Source organism: Lentzea roselyniae, from assembly GCF_039537795.1.
GTDB lineage: Bacteria > Actinomycetota > Actinomycetes > Mycobacteriales > Pseudonocardiaceae > Lentzea > Lentzea atacamensis.
Map to the genome: position 1 here is coordinate 178,133 of NZ_BAABBE010000016.1, position 25,687 is coordinate 203,819.

18 protein-coding genes are annotated in these 25,687 nt (G+C 70.4%); 7 read left to right on the plus strand and 11 right to left on the minus strand.

The genetic code is table 11. The features are described 5' to 3' along the window. Positions 1 to 104 precede the first annotated feature (104 nt). Positions 105 to 1,088, plus strand: coding sequence for a hypothetical protein (locus ABFX45_RS27785; protein ID WP_346132968.1), 984 nt, complete (start codon positions 105 to 107; stop codon positions 1,086 to 1,088). A 3-nt stretch (positions 1,089 to 1,091) separates the two neighbouring features. On the opposite strand, the gene ABFX45_RS27790 is transcribed toward ABFX45_RS27785, so the two are convergent. The 8 genes from ABFX45_RS27790 to ABFX45_RS27825 all read right to left on the minus strand — a co-directional run bounded on the left by ABFX45_RS27790 (position 1,092) and on the right by ABFX45_RS27825 (position 9,117). Next, a complete protein-coding gene (locus ABFX45_RS27790; RefSeq protein WP_346132970.1) occupies positions 1,092 to 2,033 on the minus strand; it encodes a quinone oxidoreductase family protein in 942 nt (313 codons plus the stop codon). Next, the gene (locus tag ABFX45_RS27795) at positions 2,015 to 2,884 is read right to left on the minus strand and encodes a dioxygenase family protein (RefSeq protein ID WP_346132972.1); all 870 of its coding nucleotides are present in this window, start codon (positions 2,882 to 2,884) and stop codon (positions 2,015 to 2,017) included. Before ABFX45_RS27795 ends, ABFX45_RS27790 begins: the two co-directional genes overlap by 19 nt. 3 nt (positions 2,885 to 2,887) lie before the next feature. After that, the gene (locus ABFX45_RS27800) at positions 2,888 to 3,667 is read right to left on the minus strand and encodes a citryl-CoA lyase (RefSeq protein ID WP_346132974.1); all 780 of its coding nucleotides are present in this window, start codon (positions 3,665 to 3,667) and stop codon (positions 2,888 to 2,890) included. Continuing rightward, a complete protein-coding gene (locus ABFX45_RS27805) occupies positions 3,660 to 4,796 on the minus strand; it encodes a CaiB/BaiF CoA transferase family protein (RefSeq protein WP_346132976.1) in 1,137 nt (378 codons plus the stop codon). The genes ABFX45_RS27800 and ABFX45_RS27805 overlap by 8 nt, the downstream gene beginning before the upstream one ends. Continuing rightward, entirely contained in the window at positions 4,796 to 6,226 is a 1,431-nt protein-coding gene (locus tag ABFX45_RS27810; RefSeq protein ID WP_346132978.1) for an amidohydrolase family protein, read from the minus strand. Before ABFX45_RS27810 ends, ABFX45_RS27805 begins: the two co-directional genes overlap by 1 nt. Positions 6,227 to 6,302: 76 nt before the next feature. Continuing rightward, positions 6,303 to 7,106, minus strand: coding sequence for an IclR family transcriptional regulator domain-containing protein (locus tag ABFX45_RS27815; protein ID WP_346132980.1), 804 nt, complete (start codon positions 7,104 to 7,106; stop codon positions 6,303 to 6,305). Between the two features lie 72 nt (positions 7,107 to 7,178). Continuing rightward, complete coding sequence (locus ABFX45_RS27820) at positions 7,179 to 7,949, minus strand: crotonase/enoyl-CoA hydratase family protein (RefSeq protein ID WP_109638264.1); 771 nt, start codon at positions 7,947 to 7,949, stop codon at positions 7,179 to 7,181. Between the two features lie 28 nt (positions 7,950 to 7,977). Continuing rightward, positions 7,978 to 9,117, minus strand: coding sequence for a PucR family transcriptional regulator (locus tag ABFX45_RS27825; protein ID WP_109638265.1), 1,140 nt, complete (start codon positions 9,115 to 9,117; stop codon positions 7,978 to 7,980). Positions 9,118 to 9,203: 86 nt separating this feature from the next. On the opposite strand from ABFX45_RS27825, the gene ABFX45_RS27830 reads away from it, so the two are divergent. The 3 genes from ABFX45_RS27830 to ABFX45_RS27840 all read left to right on the plus strand — a co-directional run bounded on the left by ABFX45_RS27830 (position 9,204) and on the right by ABFX45_RS27840 (position 12,104). After that, positions 9,204 to 10,259, plus strand: coding sequence for a ferredoxin reductase (locus tag ABFX45_RS27830; RefSeq protein ID WP_346132982.1), 1,056 nt, complete (start codon positions 9,204 to 9,206; stop codon positions 10,257 to 10,259). A gap of 52 nt (positions 10,260 to 10,311) precedes the next feature. Continuing rightward, a complete protein-coding gene (locus ABFX45_RS27835) occupies positions 10,312 to 11,430 on the plus strand; it encodes a fatty acid desaturase family protein (RefSeq protein ID WP_109638267.1) in 1,119 nt (372 codons plus the stop codon). A 122-nt stretch (positions 11,431 to 11,552) separates the two neighbouring features. Then, a complete protein-coding gene (locus tag ABFX45_RS27840) occupies positions 11,553 to 12,104 on the plus strand; it encodes a CocE/NonD family hydrolase C-terminal non-catalytic domain-containing protein (protein WP_346132985.1) in 552 nt (183 codons plus the stop codon). Between the two features lie 24 nt (positions 12,105 to 12,128). On the opposite strand, the gene ABFX45_RS27845 is transcribed toward ABFX45_RS27840, so the two are convergent. After that, positions 12,129 to 13,613, minus strand: a complete 1,485-nt coding sequence (locus ABFX45_RS27845) for a flavin-containing monooxygenase (RefSeq protein ID WP_346132986.1) — start codon at positions 13,611 to 13,613, stop codon at positions 12,129 to 12,131. 81 nt (positions 13,614 to 13,694) lie between these two features. Here ABFX45_RS27845 and ABFX45_RS27850 point away from each other — a divergent pair, with 81 nt between their 5' ends. Together ABFX45_RS27850 and ABFX45_RS27855 are read left to right on the plus strand one after the other, a co-directional pair. Further along, positions 13,695 to 14,900 carry a PucR family transcriptional regulator gene (locus ABFX45_RS27850; RefSeq protein WP_346132988.1) on the plus strand — a complete coding sequence of 402 codons (1,206 nt, stop codon included), beginning with the start codon at positions 13,695 to 13,697 and terminating at the stop codon, positions 14,898 to 14,900. A gap of 50 nt (positions 14,901 to 14,950) precedes the next feature. Next, positions 14,951 to 15,973 carry an LLM class flavin-dependent oxidoreductase gene (locus ABFX45_RS27855; RefSeq protein WP_109638270.1) on the plus strand — a complete coding sequence of 341 codons (1,023 nt, stop codon included), beginning with the start codon at positions 14,951 to 14,953 and terminating at the stop codon, positions 15,971 to 15,973. On the opposite strand, the gene ABFX45_RS27860 is transcribed toward ABFX45_RS27855, so the two are convergent. Together ABFX45_RS27860 and ABFX45_RS27865 are read right to left on the minus strand one after the other, a co-directional pair. Then, positions 15,924 to 16,559: a class I SAM-dependent methyltransferase gene (locus ABFX45_RS27860; RefSeq protein WP_346132990.1), complete on the minus strand. Its 636-nt coding sequence runs from the start codon at positions 16,557 to 16,559 to the stop codon at positions 15,924 to 15,926. The two genes, ABFX45_RS27855 and ABFX45_RS27860, sit on opposite strands and share 50 nt — an antisense overlap. A 73-nt stretch (positions 16,560 to 16,632) precedes the next feature. After that, positions 16,633 to 18,138 (minus strand): glycosyltransferase family 39 protein, encoded by a 1,506-nt coding sequence (locus tag ABFX45_RS27865; RefSeq protein WP_170155032.1) that lies wholly within the window; start codon positions 18,136 to 18,138, stop codon positions 16,633 to 16,635. 1,191 nt (positions 18,139 to 19,329) lie between these two features. Here ABFX45_RS27865 and ABFX45_RS27870 point away from each other — a divergent pair. Further along, a partial coding sequence (locus ABFX45_RS27870; protein WP_346132993.1) for an amino acid adenylation domain-containing protein occupies positions 19,330 to 25,687 on the plus strand: 6,358 nt, incomplete at its 3' end.

Below are 25,687 nucleotides of genomic sequence, written 5' to 3' on the forward strand. Positions count from 1 at the left end.
GTCACGACGGGCGGACTGGGCCAAGCGTACGCATTTGCTGGCGCTGAGTGATCACGACCGTGCATAGTGTCCACAGGAGAATGGGGACTCCAAGGGGGCATTGAATGCACATCACATCCTTGTCTTGTCGTGCGCTCGTCACGGTCGTCGCGACGACCGTCGTGACCGCGCTGCTCGCACCCGTGGCGTCCGCTGCCGCGGACTGCACGTGGCAGCGGGAGAGCCTGCCGATCCTGGACGGCATGAGCTGGAGCAACATCCGGATCACCGGCGTGGACGGCCAGGGCAACGTCAGCGGGTTCTACTCGCCGGGCGGCGACGATCGCGTGCTGGCGCGGTGGACCACGTCCGGTGTGGAGATCGTGCCGAAGCCGGAAGGCGTCGCGAAGTTCGTCACCAGGACCGGTAACGCATCGGGCGTGGTCGGCGCCATCGCGGACCGTTCCGACGGCACCTCCGTTGCGATGACCCACACGCCCGGTTCCGGCTACCGCGAGCTGCCCACCCCGGCCGGGTACCGGGTCTGGGGAGTCGAGGACATCAACAACAGGGGCGACGTGGTCGGCCGGGTGAACCCGACCGGCTCCCACGAGTGGGGTGCCGTGTTGTGGCGTGCCGACGGCAGTGCGCCGGAGGTCATCATGCCGGCCGGGGCGCGCAGCGTGACGCCCGTCGCCCTCGGGGAGGACGGCACCGTCCTGATCGACTCGATGGACGGGAACTTCCTGTGGCGCAACGGTGCCCTCACCCAGTTGCCCGAGGTGCACTACTCGCTGAACCCGCGCGGGCTGACCCGTGACGGCGTGATCTTCAGCAGCTATGAAGAGTCGTGGAAGTGGACCGAGGCGACCGGCGCGGTCGAGAAGTTCGCCGTGAACGGTTACGTCGAGGCGGTCAACGACAGCGGGCTCGCCGTCGGCTACCTCGACGACGGGAACTACACCCCGGTCCTGTGGCAGGGCACCGAGTTCGTCACCCGGCTGCCGCTGTCCGCCGGTACCTACGGTTCCGCGGGCGATGCTGTCAGCGACAGCGGTTTCGCCGCAGGGGTCGACGCCACGTTGCCGGCTCGCTGGGCCTGCCGCTGACTCTCACCGAGGCACGAGCACGATCCGCCCACGCGTGGCGCCTTCGGACTGACGGCGCCACGCGTCGGCGACATCGGCCAGCGGCACGACCTCGTGGTCGACGCCGAGCGCTCCCCGTGCCGCCAGGTGGGCGATGGTGGAAATGGCCTCCGATCGCTGCTGCGGGCTGAGTTCGTTGTTCGTGTAGCCGGACAACCGCAACGACCGGCTGCGCAGGACGGACGACGTGATCGGGCACGTCTCGCCGGCGGAGCCGCCCAGGTTCACCCACCTTCCACCGGGGCGCAGTGCCTGCGCGGCAGCGGCGGCGGGAGGGCCGAAGAGCGGGTCGAGGACGAGATCGGCGTCCGGTGCGGCCTCGCGGAACTGCCCGGCGAGGTCGTCGGCGTCCAGGGCGATCACGGCGTCGGCACCCGCTCGCTTCGCGCGTTCGCGACCCGCCTCAGACCGTGCGGCAGCGACCACGCGGCCGGCACCTGCGGCACGGGCGAGCTGGATCGCGGTCTGCCCGACCGCACCGCAGCCGAGCACGATGACGCACTCACCCGGCGAGAGCTCGCCACGCCACGTCAGCGCCATGTGCGCGGCGACGGCGGAGAGCCCGAGCGCGGCCATCACCACCGGCGGCACGTCGTCCGGCAGGAAGACCAGATCTTGCTGCCGCGCCAGCGCCTTCTCCGCCATGCTGCCGTCGCCCGCGGCCATCCCGGCGACGGTGGGGAACCACACCGCGCGCCCGCCGACCGTCCCGATCCCCTGCACGCCGGGAACGTAGGGTGTCGCGGGGGAGCCGAAGTACGAGGTTCCCGTGGCGCACAACAGGTCCAGCGGGGTGATCGGGGCGGCCAGCACGTCCAGGACGACGTGATCTTCGAGAACGGCAGGTTCGTCCCGGCCGGTCATCAGCGGCGGCCGGCCGAGTTGATCTACGACTGCGGCGCGCATGGCTGCAACACGAAGTCGTAGCGTGCTTCCAGCCACGGCACGTCGCACGTGCCGCCGTCCGGAGCGGGCCCCGGCTCGCGCGGTTCGAACGCGACGACCAGCTCCTGCTTGGTGCCGAACACGACGTCGCTGTCGAGGTACTCCGCGCCCTCCTCGAACAGATGCGTGATCAGCGGCTCGTGCCCGTCGGCCGTGACGAGGAAGTGGACGTGCGCGGGACGGAAGTGGCTGATCTCCGTCTGGCCGATCAGCGCGCCGACCGGGCCGTCCATCGGGATCGAGTACCCCTTCGGCGCGATCGTGCGCACGCAGTACGAGCCGTCCGGCCTGGTCCGGTACTTCGCGCGCAGCCTTGCCTCGTCGACGTCTGGCAGCTGGGCCTCGTAGGCACCCTCGGCGTCGGCCTGCCAGACGTCGAGCACCGCGGCGACCGGTGCGCCGTCGAGCGAACGGACGGTTCCGGTGATGTAGAGCGGAGTTCCGTCGACGTCGTCGGACATGTCGCCGCCGAAGCCGAGATCGGGGGAGCCCTCGATGTGGAACGGGCCGAGCACCGTCGCCGGTGTCGCGGCCGGGTCGAAGCGGTGGTTCATCTGCACGACCAGCATGCTCAGCCCGAGCACGTCGGAGGCGAGGATGAACTCCTCGCGCTTGTCGTCGCTGATCTGCCCGGTCGCGGTGAGCCACTTGACCGCGGCCATCCACTCGTCCTCGGTGAGCCTGACCTCGCGGGCGAAGTCGTGCAGGTGCCGGACGAGCGCGGTGATGAGCTGCGCGGTGCGGGGGTCCTTCGCGGTGGCCCAGCGCTGCTCCGCCAGTGCGGTGATGTTGTCCTCGGTGACCAGCTGCATTGCTCATTCCTCCAGCGGCACGACGGACCGCGTGTTCGAGTCCACGGACAGGAAGATCTGGTTGGCGACGGGGTGTCGCAGCTCCTCGGCGAGCTGGCCGATCAACCCGGCGGTGCGGGCGAGCAACGCGAAGCCGCGCAACAGCTCCAGCGGCAGGCCCAGATCCGCCAGCACGGCACCGCACGTGCCGGCGCCGTTGAGCGGCAGGGTCTTCCCGAGCACCTGCGGGTGGACCCTGCCGATCGCGGCGAAGAGCGACAGGTGCGGGCCGGTCAGTCCTTCCTCCGCCGCGATCTGGAACAGGCGCGGTGTGCGTGGATCGCCGTTCTTGTGCACGTGGTGACCGAGGCCGGGGATTCGGGCTTTCCCCTGTGCCCGCACGGTTTCCAGCGCGAGCGCGTCCCAGCCGGCCTCGTCTTCCGGCAGCTGCGCGGAGCTGACGACGTCGTGCAGGAACCGTCCGCAGTCCTCGGTGACGCCGAGAAACCGGGAGCCGCCGCCGAGCAACCCGGCCGCGAGCGCGCCCTGCACCGAGTCGGGCGCGGAGAGGTAGGTGAGGCGGCTGACGATCGCGGTCGGAGTGAACCCGTGGTCGGCGAGCGCGGCCAGCACGGCCTCGAACAGCCGTGTCTCGCCCGCGCTGGGCCTGCGCTGGGTGGCCAGCCAGAACGCGAGCTCGCCGAACCCGACGGTGCCCATCACGTCGTTCGCCAGGTCCTGTCCCAGCAGCGTGATCGTGTCGGGAGTCGACGCGCCGAGCGCGGTCTCGTAGTGATCAGCCACGGTCCTCCTTCAGCCAGGCACGCAGTTCGTCGCCGTGCTCGTCCAGCTCGGGCGGCGGCAGTTTGTACACGGCGGGTGTCTCCGAGAACCGGATGGGATGCCGGGTCGTCGGCACGTCCCCGACCACGACGACAGGATCCAGCCCGAACCGCTCGGCCATGGCGAACCCGCCGTCGATCGTGTTGATCGGCCCGCACGGCACGCCCGCCGCGACGAGCAGGTCGAACCACTCGACGGCACCGCGGGTGCGCAGCCGCTCGAGGAGGATCGGCCGGAGTTCCTCGCGGTTGCGGGTGCGGTCGGCGTTGCGCGCGAACCGCGGGTCGTCCGGAACCTCCGGCAGTCCGAGCACCTCGCACAGCCTGCGGAACTGGCCGTCGTTCGCGGCCGCGACGATCAGGTCGTTGTCCGCGGTGGGCAGCGGCTCGTAGGGGAACACGCTGGGGTGCGCGTTGCCCATCCGGAACGGCACGACGCCGCCCGCGACGAACGCCGAGCTGTGGTTCACCAGTCCCGTCAACGCCGACGACAGCAGGTTCACCTCCACCAGCTGGCCCTGGCCGGTGGCGTCACGGTGCCGCAGCGCCGCGAGAATGCCGATCACCGCGTGGTTGCCCGCCATGACGTCGAACACCGAGATGCCCGCGCGGTAGGGCGGCCCGTCCGGGTCGCCCGTGAGGCTCATCAGGCCGGAGATCGCCTGCACCATCAGGTCGTAGCCGGGCACGTGCCGGCCGTCGCCAGAGCCGAAGCCGGTGATGGACGCGTAGATCACGCGCGGGTTCGCCGCGCTGACGCTGGGGTGGTCGAGGCCGTACTTGGCGAGGCCACCCGGTTTGAAGTTCTCGATCAGCACGTCCGCGCGCCGGGCCAGCTCGCGGCCCAGCTCGGCGTCGGCCTCGTCGCGCAGATCGAGCGCTATGGACCGCTTGCCGCGGTTGATGCCGAGGTAGTAGGTCGAGACGTCGTCGCGCACGGGCGGCATCCACGTGCGCGTCTCATCTCCCTGCGGGCCTTCGACCTTGATGACCTCCGCGCCCATGTCGGCCAGCAGCATGGTCGCGTACGGTCCCGCGAGCACGCGGGAGAAGTCGGCGACGAGCAGTCCTTCGAGTGGTCCCCCGGGCATCAGACGGATGTCCTGGTGTCGCCGCGGTACTCCGTGTACGTGTAGGGGTTGTCCAGCACCTTCGCGGTGGGGATGTCCGGGTTCATGCCCTTCTCCCACGCCTCCTCGCCGAGCTGTGCGCGCAGGTGCTCGACGGTCTGCTCGACCGCCGCGCGGATGGCTTTGAGGTCGACGCCGATCAGCCGGTGGTCGCGCTTGACGATCCGCCCGTCGACGATCACCGTGTCCACATCGGACCGTTGCGCCTGGAACGCCACGTGGCCGTAGGGGTTGAGCACCGGGAACATGGCGGGTGAGTTGTCGTTGCGCAGCAGGACGATGTCGGCCTTCTTACCGATTTCGATGCTGCCGAGGTCGTCACGCCCCAACGCTTTCGCGCCGCCCATGGTCGCCCACTCGACGACGTGCTCTGCCCGCAACGACGAGTGCGTGACCGTCTCGTTCTTGGCGTGTGCCGCCATGTGTTCTCTTGCCCGGTCGGCGCCCAGAGTGCTGCGCATGGCGGAGAACAGGTCACCGCTCCACCACACCGAGGTGTCCATCGACAGCGACACCGGGATGCCGTGGGCGCGGATCGCCCAGGTGGGCGGGTAACCCTGGCCCGCGCTCTGCTCGCTCTCGGTCGACACGGAGATGGAGCCACCGGTCGCGGCGATGCGGTGGTAGGAGTCGGCGGACAGCGTCGCGGCGTGCACGTAGATCGACTGCGGCGTCATGAAGCCGTTGTCGTGCATCAACCGGATGCCGTCGTCGTTCGTCGCGCCCCACACGCCCGCGTGGGTGGTGACGGGCACGCCCAGTTCACGGGCGACCTCGAACGCGGGCTTCTCCGGGAACGCGGGGTCGCCGGTGACGTCGAACGCGAGCTGGAAGCCGAGCATGTCGTCGTTCGTGATGCGGCGGTTCACGAAGTCGCGGAACTCGGGCTTGGCGGTCCAGTTCGCCGGGCTGTCCTGGATGTTGCCGTAGGCGAGCACGAACCGTCCCGGTACCTGCTGCAGCGCGTCGACGGCCGCGTCCGCGTGGTCGGTCGTCTGCAGCCCGTGCGACCAGTCGACCGTCGTGGTGACGCCGGCGTCGAGTGCCTCGGCGGCACCGAGGATGTTCCCCGCGTAGACGTCCTCCGGCCGGAAGACCATGCCCCACTCGAGGTAGTACCAGACGAAGTACTGCGTGAGCGTCCAGTCGGCGCCGTACCCGCGCATCGCGGTCTGCCACAGGTGCCGGTGCGTGTCGATCATGCCCGGCAGGACGATGCCGCCGGTGGCGTCGACCTCCTCGGTGCCCGGTGGCGCCTCCAGCCGCGGCCCGATGGCGGCGATCCGGTCGCCGACCACCAGCACGTCGTGGTCGGTGAGGATCCTCTTCTGGCCGTCCATGGTGAGGACCGTGCCGTTTCTCAGGACAACAGGACGTCGTTCGCCGACCATCGGGGACCTCCTCGACCGGCATGCGGACAGGTGTCCGTTGAATCCTCAACCTTCACCGGTCGGCCGTCAACCCCGCTCAGGCGACGACGATGTGCGGCACCGTGGCGAGCCGCGCGAAGTCGGCGCTGATGTCGCCGGCGGTCTGCAACAGCAGCGGCAGGTGGTGCTCGACCATGTGCTCGACCGACGTCTCGGACGCGTGGCAGTTGACGTTGATCCCGGCGATGACCGTGCCGTTCCCGTCCCGCAACGGCGCCGCGACCGACCGGATCCCCGGCGCGAGCTGCTGGTCGGTCAACGCCCACCCGCGCGCCCGCACGTCCCTGAGCTCCGCGTCCCGCTCGGCCGCGCCGGGTTGCCACCGCGGCGTGAGCCCGGACCGCGTCGGCTGGGCGAGCACCGCTTCGAGCTCCTCCTGCGGCAGCGCGGCGAGCTGCACCTTGCCCAGCGACGTCGGCAGCGCCGGGAACTTGGTCCCGATCTGCACGGACAGCGTGACGATCTTCGGCACCGCCACCCGCGCCACGTACACGATGTCCGACCCGTCGAGCTGGGCGATCGACACCGACTCGTTGGTCCGTGCCCCCAGCCGTTCCATGTGCGGCCGCGCGACCTCCCACAACCCGGTCGACCGCACGTAGGCGACGCCGAGCTCGAGCACCCGCGGCGTGAGCGCGAACCCGTTCTCGCACTGCCGCGCGTACCCGAGTTCGATGAGCGTGAGCAGGATCCGCCGCGCGGTCGGCCGCGCGAGCCCGGTGGCCGCCGCGATCTCGCTGAGCGGCATCACCGGGCGCAGGGGCTGGAACGCGCGGATCACGTCCAGGCCGCGGGCGAGCGCCTCGATGAAGTCGGGGCCGGTGTCGGGTCGCGCGGGCATAGCGCCAGCGTAGCGGACACTTGTCCGCTGATCGGCTCAAGACCTGCTGATCAGCTGCGTCGAACCTGACCGCTAGCTCTCGAACCGGCCGTGCCTGCCCTCTCCAGCGGTGAACCGGGCAGCACCGGACGCGCCTTCGCGTGCCACGATCGGCACCCCGCCCACGCCCTCGGCCCGCAGCGCCTCCGCCAGCGGCAGGTCGAGCCCGGCGTAGGTGGACGCCCGGTCCGCGAGCACGCACTCGAACGGGAACCCGGCGATCTGCTCGGCCAGCTCGATCGCGGCCGGCACCGCCTGCCCCGGCTCGACCACCCGGTTGGCCAGCCCGATCGCCAGCGCCTCGTCGGCGTGCACCGGACGTCCGGTGAGGATCAGGTCCAGCGCCCGGCCCAGCCCCACGATCCTGGGCAGGCGCACGGTGCCGCCGTCGATCAGCGGCACTCCCCAGCGCCGGCAGAACACGCCGAACACCGCGTCGCTCTCGGCCACCCGCAGGTCGGCGAGCAGGGCCAGTTCCAGCCCGCCCGCGACCGCGTGGCCGCTGACGGCCGCGATCAGCGGTTTGCTCGGCTGCAGCCTGGTCGGACCCATCGGCCCCGCGCCGTCGGGGTCGAGGTCGTTGCGGCGCGCGGGATCGTTGACGGAGGTCAGATCGGCGCCCGCGCAGAACGTGCCGCCCGCGCCCGCGAGCACCGCCACGCGCTGGGTCTCGTCCGCCTCGAACGCCAGGAAGGCGTCGCGGAGCCGGCGGGCCATCGGGCCGTCGACCGCGTTGCGCCGGTCAGGGCGGTTCATCCAGATCACCGTGGTGGTGCCCGTCGTCTCGACCCGCACGTCGTCCATCCGCGCCTCCTTGGCGAAATCCGGCTGGTCAGCGTCCCGTCAGGCCGACCGCGAGCGTCAGCTCCAGAACCCGTTGCGGCGAACCGAGATCGGGAAACAGCTCACGCAGCTGCGACATCCGGTACCGCACCGTCTGAGGGTGCACGAACAACGCCGTCGCCACCTCCTCCCGCCGCCCGTGATGCAGCAACCACGCCCGCAACGTCTCCTCCAGCCGGCGAGCGGTGCTCGCCGACAACGTGCGGAGCGGTGCGAGCGCGCGGGCTCGGAGGTCCGCGTACGCGTCGGGGTCGGCGCTCAGCACCAGCTCTGGCAGGTGGTCCTCGGTATCCCGGATGTCGGGGGAGAGGGAGCGCGCGCGTACGGCTCGTGCGTAGGAGGCAGACGCACGGGTCCATGGGCGCGCCGGGCCGACGACGGCGTTGCGACCCGTCAGCTGGCGTAGCAGGTGTGCGCGGTCGGCGTCGGGCACCAGCAGCACGCCGAGGGCGTCCGGCAGGTCGTCGAGGACCAGGGTGCTGGGATCGAGCGAGCGGTACGCGGGGCGAGCCTGGGCGGCGGGCAGCAGAACGGCGGTCAGCGACGTGGGCGGTTGCCAGCCGGCTCGCTGGGCGGCGGCGAGCAGGACGTCGGCGCCCGCGCCCGCCAGGAGGTCGCGGGCCAGCTGTTCCAGGTGACGCTCATGGGCCAGGCCTCGTGCGGCCAGCTCGTCGGCGTGGCCCGCGGCGCTGGCGGCGGAGAGCTCGTCGATGTAGGCGAAGGTCAGCTCGGCGAACTTCGCCACCTCCTCGGCCGGGAGGCCCGCCGAGACCGCGCCCGCTGCCAGGCCGCGCCACGCCACGCGCGCGCCGACGCGGTAGGCACTCAGCAGGGCGTCCATCGAGCGGCCGTCGCGGACCTCGCCGCGGCCCAGCTCGTAGGCCGCGTCGCCCGCGTCGACACCGGTCGCCAGGCCGCCCGCGAGGTCGAGGTAGTGTCCGAGCGCCGTGCGGACGGCGCGGCGGATGGTGCCGCCCATGCGTCCGGTCAGCGCGTTGGCGTAGCTCGGAACCTCGTCGATGATGGCCTCGACGACCTCGTCGGCGGTGGTCTTCAGGGCGGCCCTGAGCGCCATGACCGTCGTCTCATCCAGGGCCAGTTCGGTGGCCCTCCGCATTGCATGACTCACGATTTGTTCCCTGCGAACAATCCAGCCGGGCAGATTCACGTCCTGCGGACAGGACTTTACGCCCTGAGGCGCATCAAGCTGGAGTCATGACGAGTGCCGCCCTCCGCAGCAGGGCGTGGAAACTGCTGGAACTGGTCACGACGCCGCTGCTGCCGTCGGACTACCTCGACCTGGTCAGCCCGCTGCGTGCGGGCGCTGACCTGCGCGGACGCATCGAGGCCGTGCACAAGGAGACCGCCGACGCCGCGACCATCGTGATCCGGCCCGGACGGGGCTGGCGCGGCCACACTGCCGGTCAGTACATCCGGATCGGTGTCGACGTCGACGGGGTGCGCCTGTGGCGTGCCTACTCGGTGACATCGCCCTCGAACCGGACGGACGGCCACATCACCATCACGGTGAAGGCCATCCCGGACGGCAAGGTCAGCAACCACCTGGTCCGCAAGGTCAAGCCGGGCACGGTGATCCAGCTCGACCAGGCCTGCGGTGAGTTCGTGCTGCCGAAGACCAAGCCTGCCAAGGTGCTCTACCTGACGGCGGGAAGCGGCATCACGCCCGTGATGGGCATGCTGCGCGACACCGAGCTGGCCGACGCCGTCATGGTCCACTCCGCGCCGCGCCAGGAAGACGTGATCTTCCGCAACGACCTGCACGACCTCGTCGCGGACGAGAAGCTGCGGCTCGTCGAGCTGCACACCGACACGCACGGCATGCTCGACGTCGCCCGCCTCCACGAGCTGGTGCCCGACTGGGCCGAGCGCGAGACCTGGGCCTGCGGGCCCACCGGCCTGCTCGACGCGGCCGAACAGCACTGGGCCGAGCACGACCTGGCCGACCGGCTGCACACCGAACGCTTCCGCCCCAGCGTGGTCGTGGCGGGCGACGGTGGCGAGGTCACGTTCAGCACCACGGGCAAGACCGTCGACGCCGACGGCGCCACGCCGTTGCTGGACGTCGGCGAGGAGGCCGGCGTGCTGATGCCGTCCGGCTGCCGCATGGGCATCTGCTTCGGCTGCGTCACGCCTCTCAAGGCGGGCGCCGTCCGCGACCTGCGCACCGGCGAGATCACCGAGGCCGAGCCGGGCGTCCTCATCCAGACCTGTGTGTCCGCCGCGGCGGGCCCCTGCGACATCGAACGCTAGCCCCGCGCGGGCACCCTCCACCCCTCGACTCCCCCCCGCGAAAGCGAGCTACATGAGCGCCATCGACCCCACCGCCCACCTGACCGCCGAGCAGATCGAGGAGCTCGGCCGCGAGCTCGACGCGATCCGCGACGAGGTGATGTCCAGCCGTGGTGAGAAGGACGCCGCCTACATCCGCAAGGTCATCTCGGTGCAGCGCAAGCTGGAGCTGGCCAGCAGGGGCGTGCTGCTGTTCTCGATCTTCCCGCCCGCGTGGCTGGTCGGCACCGCCGGCCTGTCCGTGGCGAAGATCCTGGAGAACATGGAGATCGGCCACAACGTCCTGCACGGCCAGTGGGACTGGATGCGCGACCCGAAGATCCACTCCACCACCTGGGAGTGGGACCACGTCTCGCCCGCCGAGCAGTGGAAGCACTCGCACAACGAGCTGCACCACACGTACACCAACGTGATCGGCAAGGACAACGACCTCGGCTACGGCATCATGCGCGTCGACGAGGACCAGAAGTGGCACCCGATGCACCTCGGCCAGCCGCTGTGGAACTTCATCAACGCGTGCTTCTTCGAGTACGGCATCGCCGCCTACGACCTGGAGCTCGGCAAGAACCTGCACAAGCGCCGCCGCAAGAACCCCGAGTTCCGCGCGCGGGCCAAGGCGGTCGGCCGCAAGATCCGCCGTCAGGTGCTCAAGGACTACGTGATCCACCCGCTGCTGTCCGGGCCGTCGTTCCTCACGACGCTCGCCGCGACGTTCACCGCGAACCTCGTCCGCAACCTGTGGTCGCACTCGGTGATCATGTGCGGTCACTTCCCAGAGGGCGTGCAGGTCTTCGAGCGCCGCTCGATCAAGGGCGAGACGCGCGGCCAGTGGTACCTGCGCCAGATGATGGGTTCGGCGAACATCAGCGGCAGCAAGCTGATGCACATCATGACCGGCAACCTGTCGCACCAGATCGAGCACCACCTGTTCCCGGACCTGCCGAGCAACCGCTACGCCGAGGTCGCGGTGAAGGTGCGTGCGCTGTTCGAGAAGTACGAGCTGGAGTACGTCACCGGCTCGATGCCCAAGCAGGTCTTCTCCGCGTGGCACAAGGTCTTCCGGCTCTCGCTGCCGAACAAGAAGCCGAAGACGAAGACCCCCGCCCGCGACAAGGAGCTCGTCGCCGCCTGAAACCGGTAATTGTTCAGACCTTTCGGCCGTACCGGTGACATCGCCGGATTCGGTGAGATCCGTTCGAGGGGCCCGATTCCCTACCCCTGCTGCTGGACCGGGCCCTCCAAACGGAGGATCTCATGCGAAGGGTCAGCCTCGTCGCGGCCACCCTGCTGACGGTCGCGACGATCATCACGCCCACCTCTCACGCGGCTCCTGCCGCGATCACCGGATCGCCTCGAACCGCCCCTCGATCCCGCTCACCGCGCTGCTCGTGGACTACGGCCCCGAGCACGCAGGCCGTGCTCACCGACCGCTCGCCACTGCAGCTGTCCACGGAAACCTGCACCCGCACGGACCTGCGTGAGCGCACCGGCTGCGCCCGCCCGCCGGCCGTCTCCGTGCAGGCGGTCACCGCGACGATGCTGACCCGCGGCGCGATCGACGCGAAGAACCGCGAGTCGCTGGAGTCGTCGACTCCCTTGCCCGCCAACGCGACTGCGGACGTCACCTGGCGGTTGCACGCCAGGGACGCGGTCATCCCTGCCGGGCACCGCATCGGCGTCGTGATCGTGACCAACCACGGTGGCTACATCAACCAGGACACCGGGGCCAACGGGATCGCGCTGCAGGTGTCGCTCGGTGCCAGCAAGGTCGTGCTGCCGATCGTCGGGGGAGCGGTGATCACCTGACCGTTGCCGGCCGTTCTGGGCGCCTCAACGCGACTCGTTGAGGCGCTCCACGGGCCGGTCGGCGCGGCTGCGGGAGAACCGCAGCTCGTCGTCCTCAACAGGCAGGCGCCGCAACAGCTTCACGTCGCTGAAGTAGCTCATCGAGGTGAGCCACGGCGCCCGCTCGCCCTGGCGCGGCAGCTGGTCCAGGACGCGCCTGACGTATCCCGCGCCGAAGTCCAGGAACGGGCGGGTCGGCGCACCGGGATCGGCCACCACGGGGCGGGCCGTGTCGTAGCCGTGCTCGTCCATGTGGGCGAGCAGCCGGCAGAAGTGCTCGCACAGCAGGCCGACCTTGAGCGTCCACGACGAGTTCGTGTAGCCGATGGCGTAGGCGAAGTTCGGCACGCCGGACAGCATCATCCCCTTGTACGCCAAGGTGTCCGGGAGGTGCACCGGCTCTCCGTCGACGGTCAGGGTCATTCCGCCGAACGCCTGGACGTTGAGGCCGGTCGCGGTGATGACGATGTCGGCTTCCAGCGTGCGGCCGGACTCCAGCAGCACGCCGGTCTCGGTGAACGTGGTGATCCGGTCCGTCACGACGGATGCTTTGCCGCTGCGGATCGCGGTGAACAGGTCGCCGTCCGGGACCACGCACAGCCGCTGGTCCCAGGGGTTGTACGGCGGGTTGAAGTGTTCGTCGACCGGATAGCCCTCGGGCAGCAGCCTGGCGTTGAACCGCCGGATCAGCCGCCGCGCCGCGTTCGGGAACCTCCGCGAGAAACGCCAGGTCAGTTGCTGCTGCAGGATGTTCTTGCGGCGCGTGATCGCGAACGAGCGCTCGGGGCTCAGCAGCTTGCGCAGCGCGTTGCCGATCGGATCGCGGGCCGGCACCGGCAGCACGTACGTCGGGGTGCGCTGAAGCATGGTCACATGCCCGGCGGCCGGGGCCATGGCGGGCACGATCGTCACCGCGGTCGCGCCGCTGCCGATCACGAGCACGCGCTTGCCCGCGTAGTCGAGATCCTCCGGCCAGTGCTGCGGGTGGATCAGCTGACCGCGGAAGCGTTCCCTGCCCTCGAAGTGCGGTGTGAAGCCCTCGTCGTAGCGGAAGTAGCCGCCCGCGCAGAACAGCCACGAGCACGTCAGCGTCTCGCGTTCGCCGTCCTTCTCGACCTCCACCGTCCAGTGCGCGTCCGGCGACGACCACTCGGCGGCGATCACCCTGGTGTGGAACCGGACGGCACGGTCGATGTCGTGTTCCTCCGCCGTCTCGCGCAGGTAGGCGAGGATCTTGTCCGCAGCGGCGATCGAGTCCTCGTCGCGCCACGGCTTGAACTCGTAGCCGAACGTGTGCAGGTCCGAGTCCGACCGGATGCCGGGGTAGCGGAACAGGTCCCACGTGCCGCCGATCGCCCCGCGTGCCTCGAGGATCGCGTACGTCTTCCGCGGGTGCTCGCGCTGCAGGTAGTACGCGGCGCCGAGGCCGGAGATCCCGGCGCCGACGATGAGGACGTCGAGGTCAGCCATGTGTTCATGGTGACCGGGGTGACGCCGGTCACGAAAGCACGAAGTGCACCTGTTCACCAGTTCGGTGGTGCAATCTGCACCATGCCGTGGGAGCGCCCGTCACCGCGCGTGCGTGAGCTCATCCGGCGCGGCGCGGAGATCGCGCTGGATCCGCCCGCCGAGTGGCTGGCCGAGCTGGACACCGCGACGCTGTCCGGCCCGAACCGCCAGCAGGTCGCCGAGGATCCCGTGCTCGCCGCCGCGCTGAAGCGCACGAACCGGTCGAACCTGCTGGGCTGGGCGTCGGCCAACATCCGGGCGCCGGGGGAACGCGTGCCGGCGGACCTGGGGGAGGCGCCGCTGGCGTTCGCGCGCGACCTGATCCGGCGCGGGCTCGACGAGTCGGCGCTCGACGCCTACCGCTCCGGACAGGGCGTCGCACTGCGGCTGTGGATGCAGATCGCGTTCTCGCTGACGTCCGACCACGAGGAGCTGCGCGAGCTGATCGACGTGTCGTGCCGGTCGATCTCGGCGTTCGTCGACGACACCGTGGCCGCGGTCTCGGCGCAGATGGCGCGCGAGCGCGAGGAGCTCACACGCGGCACGCACGCCGAACGCCTGGAGACGGTGACGCTGCTGCTCGACGGCGCGCCGATCACCGTGTCCCGTGCTGAGCAACGCCTCGGCTATCGGCTCTCCGGGGACCACACGGCGGCGATCGTGTGGAGCGACGACGCGTTGGGCGACCTCGACCGCGTGGCCGACGTGCTCGCGACGGCCGCCGGAGATCCGCGTCCGCTGACCGTGCTGGCCAGCGCCGCCACCCGGTGGGTGTGGGTGCACGGCACGCCGGACGACGCTGTGCTCCGCGCCGGCGTCGCGCGATTCCCCGCCGCACGGGTGGCGCTGGGATCGAGCGGTTCCGGCGCGGACGGGTTCCGGCGCAGCCACCTCGACGCGCTCACGGTCCAGCGCATGGTCGCGAGGCTCGCGTCACCGCAACAGCTCGCGACGCACGAGGAGGTCGAGCTCGTCGCGCTGCTCACCACGGACGCTGAGCGAGCCGACCGGTTCGTCAGGCGCACCCTCGGCCCGCTCGCGACGGCCGATCCGGAGGTGATCGAAGCCGTGCGGGCGTTCATCGCCGCGAGCTGCAACGCGACGACGGCGGCGGCACGGCTCTACACGCACCGCAACACCCTGCTGCGCCGGCTGGCGCGCGCGTCCAAGCTGTTGCCGCGGCCGCTGGAGCACAACCTGGTGCACGTCGGCGTCGCTCTGGAGGTACATCGGTGGCGCGCACAGTGACGCAGCTGACGAGCAGGAATGCCCGTGCGCCCTGTTGCGTTCCGCAGGACATGAAGAAGATCGGGTTCCTGTCGTTCGGTCACTGGTCGGACAGCCCGCACTCGCAGACGAGGTCCGCCTCGGACACGCTGCTGCAGTCCATCGACCTGGCGGTGGCCGCGGAGGAACTGGGCGCGGACGGCGCCTACTTCCGGGTGCACCACTTCGCCCAGCAGCTCGCGTCGCCGTTCCCGCTGCTCGCGGCGATCGGCGCGAAGACGGAGCGCATCGAGATCGGTACCGGTGTGATCGACATGCGGTACGAGAACCCGATGTACATGGCCGAGGACGCCGGCGCCGCCGACCTCATCGCGGGCGGCAGGCTGCAGCTCGGCATTTCCAGGGGATCGCCCGAGCAGGTCATCGACGGGTGGAGGCACTTCGGCTACCAGCCCGCGGAGGGGGAGACCGACGCCGACATGGCCCGCAGGCACTCCGAGGTGTTCCTGAAGCTGCTGGAGGGCAAGGGTTTCGCTCGGCCCAATCCGCGGCCGATGTTCCCGAACCCTCCCGGCCTGCTGCGGCTCGAGCCGCACTCGCCGGGCCTGCGCGACCGGATCTGGTGGGGCGCGGGTTCCAACGGCACCGCCGTGCAGGCGGCCGAGCAGGGCATGAACCTGATGAGCTCGACCCTGAAGTTCGACGAGGGCGGGGCGCCCTTCCACGTGCAGCAGGCCGAGCAGATCCGGGCGTTCCGCAAGGCCTGGACGGAGGCCGGCCATCCGCGCGAGCCGCGGGTCTCGGTGTCGCGCAGCATCTTCGCGATCACCACCGACCTCGACGACGCCTACTTCGGCGGTGAGGGCGAGAGCACCGACCAGGTCGGCTTCATCGACGGCCCGAACAGGGCGATCTTCGGGCGCTCGTACGCCGCCGAACCCGAGGTGCTGGTCGAGCAGCTGGCAGGGGACGAGGCGATCGCCGAAGCCGACACGCTGCTGCTCACCGTGCCCAACCAGCTGGGCGCCGACTACTGCGCGCACGTCATCGAGAACATCCTCGTGCACGTCGCGCCGGCGCTCGGCTGGCGCTGACCGGCGAGCCCGGCCGGCGCCAGCGCTTCACGGCGGAGAACCGGGTCAACGAGCTGCCGCTAACCCCCGCGGTGACCGGCAGCTCGGCGAACGCCTCACGCAGTTCACCCGGCCTGATCATGGTCGCGGTGCCGAGCCCGAGCAGCTCGACCGGGCGGGTGCGCACGATGACGTAGCCGACGAACCGGCCGCCGGGCCGCAGCACGCGCACGACCTCGGCCAGCGCCGTCCGCCAGTCGCCGACGTGGTGCAGCATCCCGCAGGACAGCACCACGTCGAACCGGCCGTCCTCGAACGGCAACGCCGTGGCGTCGGCCTGCCGCGCGGTCGCCCGTGCGCCGAACGGTGCGAGGACTCGCTGAGCGGACTCGACCATCCGCGGGTCGAAGTCGGTCACCACGGCGGTGAGGTCGCCGTGGCGGGCGAGCAACTCGGCGGACATGGCGCCGCTACCCGCGCCGATCTCCAGCAGGGATCCGGCGGGCCGCACCTGACCCAGCACCCACGGCAGCACGATCCGGCGCGCGGCCAGCCGGTAGACGCCGCTGACGCTGACGGACCGCAGGACGTTCGACATCGAGGCCATGGCTCACTCCGGAGGTCGGTTGTAGGACTCCTTGCGGTTCAGCGAGTTGCGGATCTTGACTCTGGCCAAGGGATCAGTAGGGGCCGACGAGCCGGTACTTGGGCCACAGCTCGGTCCACGGTGCCCGCAGACCGCGGCACACCGCGACGGACCGGCCCTGCTCCCTGGTCTCCAGCCCGTACCCGTTGTCGATACGCGCCACCACCGAGCACTCGCGGAAGTCACGCGTCAGCCGTTCGTCGTCCACGGCCACCGTGATCACCACGTCCGCCGTCTCTGGCGGCGGACCCCACGAGTACAGCTCGTTGTGTCCGCTGTAGACCCGAGGGAGCGGGCGGTCGTCGTGCAGCCAGCGCAGCGCGCCCGCTTCGCCGAAGTTCTGCACCAGCACCACGGCGCGTGATCGCTCGTCGGCCGGCAGCTCGGCGTAGGCGTCGGTGACCTGCCCGACCAGCCGGGGCCAGCCGATGGTCTCGGTGGTCAGGCTGGTCGTCGGGTACTGCGCGTACATCCGTTCCGGCACCACCGGCAGGGTCATCACCACCTGGCCCAAGGCGAACAGCGACAGCACCGACACCGCCACGGGCAAACGCACCGGGTGCTGGGCCAGCCATCCGTCCGCGACCACGCATCCCGCGGCGACGAGCGGTACCAGGTAGCCCTCGGTGTAGTCGATGCCGCTCGGTGCGACGACGAGCACCAGTGCCGTGCCGACGAGGTAGGCCACGGCCAGGGTCCGCGCCGGCCGCCAGCCCTGGCGGCGCAGCAGGCTGACCAGGCCAGCCAGCAGGATCGGGGCCACCGCCGGCCCGATCAGGACTGCCACGTCGAAGGGGAACAGCGCCGCGTCCGACCACTGGCCCTCAGCCAGCGATCGCGCCATGACGAGCTGCGGCCAGCCGTTGACCGCCTGGTAGACCAGGTTCGGCGCGCCGATCACGAGGGTCAGCCCGGCACCGGCCCACAGCCAGCGGCTGCGCAGTTCCCGGCGCGGCCCCACCAGCACCAGCGCGACCAGCAGTGTCAGCGGCAGCAGGAGCACGACGTACTTGGCGTACGTCGCCACCCCGCACGTGACGCCGGCGGCCAGCCACCACCGGCCGTCCCCGCGCAGCAGTGCCCGCAGCGCGAACAGCGCCACCGCGCACCAGGCGACCAGGTCCGGGCTGTTGGTCAGCAGGAAGTGCCCGATGGTGAGCACGGTGACCGACGTGGCCACTGCCGCTGCCGCGAGCACCTGTGCGCGTCGCCCGCCGCCCAGCTCCGCGGCGGTCAGTGCTGCGAGCACCACGACCGCCACGCCGCACAGCACGGCCGGGAGCCGGATGCCCCAGATCGTGTCGCCCAGCAGCAACGCACCCGCCTTCGCGAGCAGCGGTGCCAGCGGTGGCTGGTCGAAGTAGCCCCAGCGCGGCACGTCACCCAGCAGCCGGAAGTACAGCTCGTCGGCCGAGAGCCCGTAGTTCGCGGCTACCGCGAACATCAGGGCCGCGTAGAGCGCCGCGACCACTGCCACCGGACGCCGGGCCAGCGGCACGGCCACACCGGTCCGCGTTGCCATGCCCTCCGCTGTCAACACCAACGCTGCTCCCCCTCCTGGTCGCGGACGATCGACCGAGGCCAGCCTCGTCCGCAACACGAACGTCACGCCGCACAGGTGTGGTGATCCCAGGTCGCCGGCAACTGGCCGATCACGTTGTTCCGGGACACCGCATTTGGCGATGCTATCGACATGATCGGCTCGGCTTATTGCTCCGATCGGCAGCAATCGTCCCCAGTTGCGGCATTCACGACTGGACGATTGATAGCCGATGGAAAGATCGGCGGTCGGCTAGTAGCACATCGCGGAGGTGTACCGCGGAGGGTTGACCGTCGAATGCTGAGAGGAAGTCTCGGAAACGAAAGATGACCGCGGGGGTCGCCAATAGCGCACTCCGGGCAGAAATGTGGCGCGTTGGCGCGACTTGGTCAGCGCGGTGGCGCGGATACGCCCAAAGGCTGGCCGACTCGCGCCATCGACCAGTCGAGTCGGTGGAAGGAGCTGCTTCAGAGTTCCACCCGGCCTTTGGGTTGTTTTAGAGCAGCCTTAAAGTCGGTAATTGAAATTTTGTCATGTTTGCTCGCTGACCTGCGGGGTCTACCGGAATGTGGGCGCGCTCCCAGTCCTGGTCAGGGGGTGGCCAGGGTGCCGGTGTTGATCACGGCGTGTGTTTGCGCAGGTGCAACAGGTGACGGAAGGCGCGGTGCCGAGATAGTTGGTTGATGGTTTGTCGAAATGCGTAGTGCACCAGTTCGACTGTTTGGTGGATTCGTGTGTGTTGCAGGTGTGGCTAATCTGCGGTCAGTCGCTTCAAGCGACACGGGGGTTAGTGGTGTGGTCGCTCCGGTGGCTGGCTGATTCACGTGTGGGTGCGGTGAATCGGTGAGTTGGCGGATCACGCAGGGGGTGTCATGGCGGTTGTACGTGAATTGGTGCTGAAGTCGCCCGCGGGCTGGATGTCCGTGAGTGCGCCGATCGGCTGCCCTGCCGGTTGTCGTCCCAGCTCGCGTCGGTGAAACCGCACATCGCCCAGCGCTGCCCACATTGGTGCGGCTCGGACGCGGTACTCGTAATTCACCACTGTCGCGGCAGCGTTCCTCGATCCGCTGTATCTGCGACTTCTGCAGTCTCACTGTTCCGCTGTGGCGGAACGGTTTCGCACGTCCCGTCACAGCGGCACGCCAAGCCGGTTCGTGAGTGGCGGGGGCATCGGTAAGGGGGAGCGGTTCTGTGGTTGGACGGCGTGAGCCTGGCGTTCGGTACTCGCTGACCGCGGCGCAGCTGGACATGTGGCTGTCGGCTGAGCTGCTCGGGGACACCCCGGAGTTCAACCCGGCCCAGTACGTGGTGCTCCGCGGACCGGTCGACGACGAGCTCCTGCGGGGCAGTGCGCTGGTGGCGGCCAGGGAAACCGACGCCTACAGGCTGTTCTTCGGCGAGCACGCGGACGGTGCGCCGTGGCAGGCGCTCGCCGACGGACTGCCTGCCGACGTGATGCCGGTGGTGGATCTCCGCGGTGAGGATGATCCGGCGGCTGCGGCCGCGGCGTGGATGCACGCCGACGGCGCCCGCCCGATCGACCACCGGGTGGCGCCGCTGTGGCGTTGGGCGCTGCTGCGCGTCGCCGCCGACGAGAGCTGGTGGTACCACCGGTCGCACCACCTGATCTGCGACATCTTCTCGTTCAACCTGCTCACGCAACGCGTGGCGGAGATCTACAGCGGTGCGCACCGGCCCCGCTACTTCGGCTCCTGGGCCGATGTCGTGGCCGAGGACCAGGCCTACCAGCGGTCCGCCGACCGGGTCGCCGACGAGCGGTACTGGCTGGACTCGGTCGCGGAAGCGGTGCAAAGCCGCCAGGACGAACACCGTCCCGAGCGGCAGCGGCCGTCACGGCGGCGCACGGTCGCGGTCGACGCGGCGTTGCGCGGCGCCGTCCTCGATCGGTGCGCCGACCTGGGCCTGCGCGTCCCGCACTTCCTCGTTGCGGCTTTCGCCGCCTACCAGCGGCAGCTGACGGACCGGGACGACGTGCTGTTCAGCCTCCCCACGGCAGCCCGGCGCAGCCTGCTGGCCCGCAGCACCCCGGGGTTGCTGGCCAACGTCGCCCCCGTCGTCCTGCACCTGCCGGACGGCACGACGGTCCGGCAGCTGACCGGCGCCACCACCGCGCGGCTGGCCGAGATCACCGCCAGGTCGCGCTACCGGGGCGAGGACCTGGCCCGCAAGCTCGGGGTCGCCGGCAACGGCGCGTGGTTCGGTCCCGTGCTCAACGTGGTCGACTTCAACCGGCCGGTGCGCTTCGGCGCGGCCGTGCAGGCCGACGTGCCCCGCAACCTGTCGGTCGGTCCGGTCCGCGATCTCACCGTCACCACCTACGGCTGGTCTCGTGGTGATCACTCGTGGCTGGACATCGACGTCGAGGACGGCGTGGCCGCCGGTGCCGAGCTGGCACTGCACGAGGAGCGGTTCCTGGAACTGCTCGACCGGCTTGCCCGCGGACCGGTGGACGGTGCGACGCCGTCGTCCACCGTGGACTTGCGGCTCACCGGGCAGTGGGGAGCGGGGGCGGCGCCAGGTGCGACCGCGAGCGTGCCCGACCTCATCGCGAGCCACACCGTCGCCTGGCCCGACCGGACCGCGGTCGTGTGCGGTCAGGACCAACTCTCGTTCGGCGAGCTCGGAAAGCGCGCCGACGCACTCGCCGTCCGCCTGCGGCAGGTCGGCGTGACCGTGGAGTCCGCGGTGGCGGTGCTCGTGCCGCGTGGGCTTGAGCTGGCCGTCGCCTTCCAGGGTGTGCTGCGCAGCGGTGGCGTGTACGTGCCGGTCAATCCTGGGCTGCCCGCGGAACGCCTGGCGTTCCTGCTGGCCGACGTCGGCGCGACGGTCGCGGTCACGACTGCGGCTCTGGCCGGCGAGCTGGCGGGGTTCGCGGGCGAAGTGCTGGTGCTGGATGGCTCTTCTCCGGCTGCTGACGCGGCGCTGGTGCGCATCAACCCCGATGCGCTGGCGTATGTGGCCTACACGTCGGGCTCGACGGGACGGCCGAAGGGTGTGGCGGTCACGCACGCCGCGTTGTCGTCCTATGTGGACGGCTGGCGGCAGGCGCTCGCTCCGCTGGGCGGGGCGGGCACCGTGCTGTCGATGTCGGGTCCTGGTTTTGACGTGTCCATCGGTGACATGACCCGTGCTCTGGCATTCGGTCAGACCGTGGTGTTCCTGCCGCACGACGAGGCCGTGTCGGTCGACTCCCTGCACCGCACGCTGGCCGACCACGAGGTCGAGATCGCCGAGATCGTGCCCGGCATGCTCCTGCGCGATCTCGCCGCTCACTGCCGTGCGGCGGGTCCGGTCGAGTCCCTGCGCCTGGTGATCTCGGGCACCGACATGTGGACGTACGACGCACTCGTGTCCGCGGTCGCGGCCGTGGCGCCCAACGCCGTGCCCGGCAACGTCTTCGGCGTGACCGAGGCCGCGATCGACTCGATCTTCCACCCGGTCACGGCGCGGCCGGAGCACGAGGGCGAGGTGGTGCCGATCGGCGGGCCACTGGCCGGCGTCGACGCGTTCGTCGTCGACGGCTGGCTGCGGCCGGTGCCCGTCGGCGTCGAGGGTGAGCTGCTGGTCGGTGGTGCGGGACTGGCTCGGGGCTACGCCGGGCGCCCGGACCTGACCGCCGAGCGGCTCCTGCCCGATGTGTTCGGTGGATCCGGCGGGCGGTTGTACCGGACCGGTGACCGGGCCCGGTGGCGTGCCGACGGTGTGCTCGAGTTCCTGGGCCGGGTCGACGAGCAGGTGAAGATCCGCGGCTATCGGGTCGAGCCCGGTGAGGTCGAGGTCGTCATCGGTGATCACCCGGACGTGCGTGATGTCGTCGTGGTGGCTCGGGATGGTGGCCCGCACGGCGGCAAGCGCCTGGTCGCCTACGTGGTGGCCGAGAACCAGAACCTCGCTGGTGTGCAACTGAGGTCCTGGTTGCGAGAGCGTGTGCCGGACTACCTGGTGCCGTCGGTGTTCGTGACGCTGGATCGGCTGCCGCTGACGCCGAACGGGAAGGTCGACCGCCGGGGTCTGCCCGACCCCGAGCCCGGGACGGCCGAAGCCTACGAGGCACCTCGGACGTCCACTGAGGACACGCTGGCGACGGTGTGGTCGCAGGTGCTGGGCGTCGAACGTGTTGGCGTGCACGACAACTTCTTCGAGCTGGGCGGCGACTCGATCCTGAGCCTGCAGATCGTGGCGCGCGCTCGCGCCGCGGGTCTGGGCGTCGACGTGGCCGACGTGCTGTCCCACCAGACCGTCGCCGAGCTGGCGGCCGTGGTGCGTGACGCTCCCGCGGTGACAACGGCCGAGCAGGGTGTGGTCACCGGTCCGGTGCCGTTCACGCCGATTCAGCGGTGGTTCCTGGCTCAGGACATCCCGGACCGGGATCACTGGAACTGGTCGGGTGTGTTCGAGCTGGCGCCGGGCACCGACGCCGATTGCCTTGCGTCGGCCCTCAACGCTGTGGTGGCGCACCACGACGCGTTGCGCATCCGGTTCACGCCGGAGGGCCAGTACAACGCGGGCATTGAGCATGCTGGCCTGCGTGTCGTTGCTGTGCACGACGACGAAGTGCCTGCGGAGATGTCGACGGCGCAGAAGTCGTTGCGGTTGGCCGATGGTCCGCTCGTGGCAGCGGTGTTCTTCGACCGTGGTTCGCAGCCTGCGTGGCTGGGTCTGGTCGTTCATCACGTGGTGATGGATGGTGTGTCGTGGAACGTGTTGCTGGAGGATCTCGACACCGCGTACCGCTCGGAGGCGTTGGGAGCGAAGACGTCCTCGTTCCAGCAGTGGGCCGAGCACCTGCTGGAGCTGGAGGTCGGCGGGGAACGGGAGCACTGGGTCGCGGCGACGTCGGACGTGGTCGCGCTGCCGGTCGACCACGACGGGCCCAACAACGAGCGCTCCGCCCGGATTCACACGACATGGCTGGACGCCGGGACGACCGCCGTGCTGCTGGGCGACGCGCACAAGGCGTATCGCACGCAGGGCAACGATCTGCTGCTGGCCGCACTGGTGCGCACGCTGGGTCCGTGGGCGGGCACCGATGAGCTGACCATCGACCTGGAGAGCCACGGCCGCGAGGGTCTGGATCTGTCGCGCACAGTCGGCTGGTTCACGTCGATCTTCCCGGTGCGGTTGAGCCGGCACGCTGATCTCGGCACCACCGTGAAGACGGTCAAGGAACAGCTGCGGGCGGTGCCGCGTCGCGGTGTCGGCTATGGCGTGTTGCGGTGGCTGCGGGGTGAGTTGACCGATGCGCCGGATCGTCCGGTGCTGTTCAACTACCTGGGATCCGCCGCGGGCACCGGGGATCTGCTGCGCCGCGAGCTGCCCGCGACCCTGCGAGGTGCCGCGACAGCCGGCCGCGGCACCCGGTCCCACGTGCTCAACCTGGAGGTGACCCGCACCGCCGGCGGGCAGCTGCAGGTCGAGTGGCACTACAGCGCCGACCTGCACGACGCGGCGACCGTCGAGCGGCTGGCCGAGACCTACCAGCGGGAGCTGGAGGAGCTGGTCGAGCACTGCCGGTCCGGGGTCTCGGGTCTCACGCCGTCGGACTTCCCCTTGGCGTCGTTGGCGCAGAACGAGGTCGACCGGCTCGCGGCACGGTTCCCCGAGCTGGTGGACGTGTACCGCTTGGCGCCCGTGCAGTCGGGCATGCTGTTCGGGGTCGTGGGCGCGCCGGCCGACGGTGACGGGCTCTACTGGGGACAGGGGATCTACGAGCTCACCGGCACCGTGGACGCCGACCGGCTCGCCGGCGCGTGGCGGACGGTGATCGCGCGCCAGCCGGCGCTGCGGAGCGGGTTCGTCTGGGAAGGCGTCAGCGAGCCGGTGCAGGTCGTGCTGGCCGATGTCGACGTTCCGCTGCAGCTGCGCGACTGGTCCGGGCTCGACGGCGACACCCAGCAGGAACGGTTGCGGGAGCTGCTGGCGCAGGACCGCGCGCTCGGCTTCGACCTGGCGGCGCCGCCGTTGACGCGCCTGTACCTCGTCGACCGGGGCTGCGGGCAGTACTGGCTTGTTTGGGGCCTGTACCAGGGTTTGTGCGACGGGTGGAGCCTGCCCGTCGTGATGGACGAGGTGTCCGCCGTCTACCAGGGCGAGGCACTCGCCCCGGTGCGGTCGTACCGCGAGTTCATCGCCTGGCTGGACCGACGTGATCCGGCCGAGCCCGAGCGGTTCTGGCGCACGTACCTGGACGGGTTCGAGGCACCCACGCCGTTGCCGGTGGATCGCCAGGCGGCCAGCCACTACGCGCAGGACCGCCGCAGAACGGCGCTGTCCGCGGATGTCACGGCCAAGATCGTCGACCTGGCCCGCCGGGAGCGCGTGACGTTGTCGGCGGTGGTGCAGGCCGCGTGGGCCAAGGTGCTGTCGGCGTCCTCCGGCGAGGACGAGGTGGTGTTCGGCCTGACCGTGTCGGGCCGCCCGCCCGAGCTGGCCGGTGTCGAGTCGACCGTGGGCCTGTTCATCAACACGTTGCCGGTGCGGGCCGTTGTCCCCTCGGACGTGCCGTTCACGTCGTGGCTGCGTGAGTTGCGGGACAACCAGGTTGCGCTGCAACGGTTCGAGTGCTCGCCGCTGGTCGACGTGCAGCGCTGGTCGGCTGTGCCCGCCGGCCGCGCGCTGTTCGACAGCATCGTGGTGCTGCGCAACTATCCCGGCGGCCGGACGCGGGTCGCCGACTTCGAGCTGTCGCCGCTGCTCGACTCGGTGGAGCAGGGCAACTACCCGCTCACCTTCGCGGTGGACGTCGATGCCACGCTGCGCATCGAGGCGGAGTACTCGACGGCGGCGTTCGACGCGGTCACGGTCGAGCGGATCCTCCACCAGCTCACCGTCGTGCTGGCGGCCGTGGCGGAGCAGCCTGAGCTGGCGGTGCGGGACGTGCCGTTGCAACGGCCGGAGCAGGCGGCGGCGTTGGTGGCGTGGGGTGCCGGCCCGGTGCCTGCTGCCGAGCGGCCGGTGCCGGACCTGATCGACGGGTGGGCGCGGACCTCGGCCGAGGTCGCGGTGATCTGCGGCGAGGAGCGGCTGACGTTCGCCGAGCTGGGTGCTCGGGCCGATGCTTTGGCCGGGCGGCTGCGTCGCCGCGGTGTGACGACCGAGTCGCCGGTGGCGGTGTTGGTGCCGCGGGGGCTTGAGCTGGCGGTGGCGTTCCAGGGTGTTTTGCGCAGTGGTGGCGTGTATGTGCCGGTCAATCCTGGTCTGCCTGCTGAGCGTTTGGCGTTTTTGCTGGCTGATGCGGGTGTGGTTGCTGCTGTGACGACGTCGGTTCTGGCGGGGGAGTTGTCCGGGTTCGCGGGTGAAGTCCTGCTGCTGGACGAGATGTGCGGGGTCTCGGACGAGCCGCTCGCGCCGGTCGACCCCAACGCGTTGGCGTACATCGCCTACACGTCGGGCTCGACGGGTCGGCCCAAGGGCGTGGCGGTGACGCATCGCGCGTTGTCGTCGTACGTGGCCGGTTGGCGTGACGGTCTCGCCGCGTTGGGTGGTCCGGGCACCGTGCTGTCCATGTCCGGCCCTGGCTTTGACGTGT

Excerpts from the sequence above, each read along its gene's own strand:
- ABFX45_RS27845 (WP_346132986.1), bottom strand. The coding sequence starts at position 13,613 with ATGGCTGACCTCGACGTCCTCATCGTCGGCGCCGGGATCTCCGGCCTC.
- ABFX45_RS27830 (WP_346132982.1), top strand. The coding sequence starts at position 9,204 with ATGACGAGTGCCGCCCTCCGCAGCAGGGCGTGGAAACTGCTGGAACTG.
- ABFX45_RS27840 (WP_346132985.1), top strand. The coding sequence starts at position 11,553 with ATGCGAAGGGTCAGCCTCGTCGCGGCCACCCTGCTGACGGTCGCGACG.
- ABFX45_RS27860 (WP_346132990.1), bottom strand. The coding sequence starts at position 16,559 with ATGGCCTCGATGTCGAACGTCCTGCGGTCCGTCAGCGTCAGCGGCGTC.
- ABFX45_RS27820 (WP_109638264.1), bottom strand. The coding sequence starts at position 7,949 with ATGGACGACGTGCGGGTCGAGACGACGGGCACCACCACGGTGATCTGG.
- ABFX45_RS27805 (WP_346132976.1), bottom strand. The coding sequence starts at position 4,796 with ATGCCCGGGGGACCACTCGAAGGACTGCTCGTCGCCGACTTCTCCCGC.
- ABFX45_RS27810 (WP_346132978.1), bottom strand. The coding sequence starts at position 6,226 with ATGGTCGGCGAACGACGTCCTGTTGTCCTGAGAAACGGCACGGTCCTC.
- ABFX45_RS27795 (WP_346132972.1), bottom strand. The coding sequence starts at position 2,884 with ATGCAGCTGGTCACCGAGGACAACATCACCGCACTGGCGGAGCAGCGC.
- ABFX45_RS27850 (WP_346132988.1), top strand. The coding sequence starts at position 13,695 with ATGCCGTGGGAGCGCCCGTCACCGCGCGTGCGTGAGCTCATCCGGCGC.
- ABFX45_RS27855 (WP_109638270.1), top strand. The coding sequence starts at position 14,951 with ATGAAGAAGATCGGGTTCCTGTCGTTCGGTCACTGGTCGGACAGCCCG.
- ABFX45_RS27815 (WP_346132980.1), bottom strand. The coding sequence starts at position 7,106 with ATGCCCGCGCGACCCGACACCGGCCCCGACTTCATCGAGGCGCTCGCC.
- ABFX45_RS27785 (WP_346132968.1), top strand. The coding sequence starts at position 105 with ATGCACATCACATCCTTGTCTTGTCGTGCGCTCGTCACGGTCGTCGCG.
- ABFX45_RS27790 (WP_346132970.1), bottom strand. The coding sequence starts at position 2,033 with ATGCGCGCCGCAGTCGTAGATCAACTCGGCCGGCCGCCGCTGATGACC.
- ABFX45_RS27835 (WP_109638267.1), top strand. The coding sequence starts at position 10,312 with ATGAGCGCCATCGACCCCACCGCCCACCTGACCGCCGAGCAGATCGAG.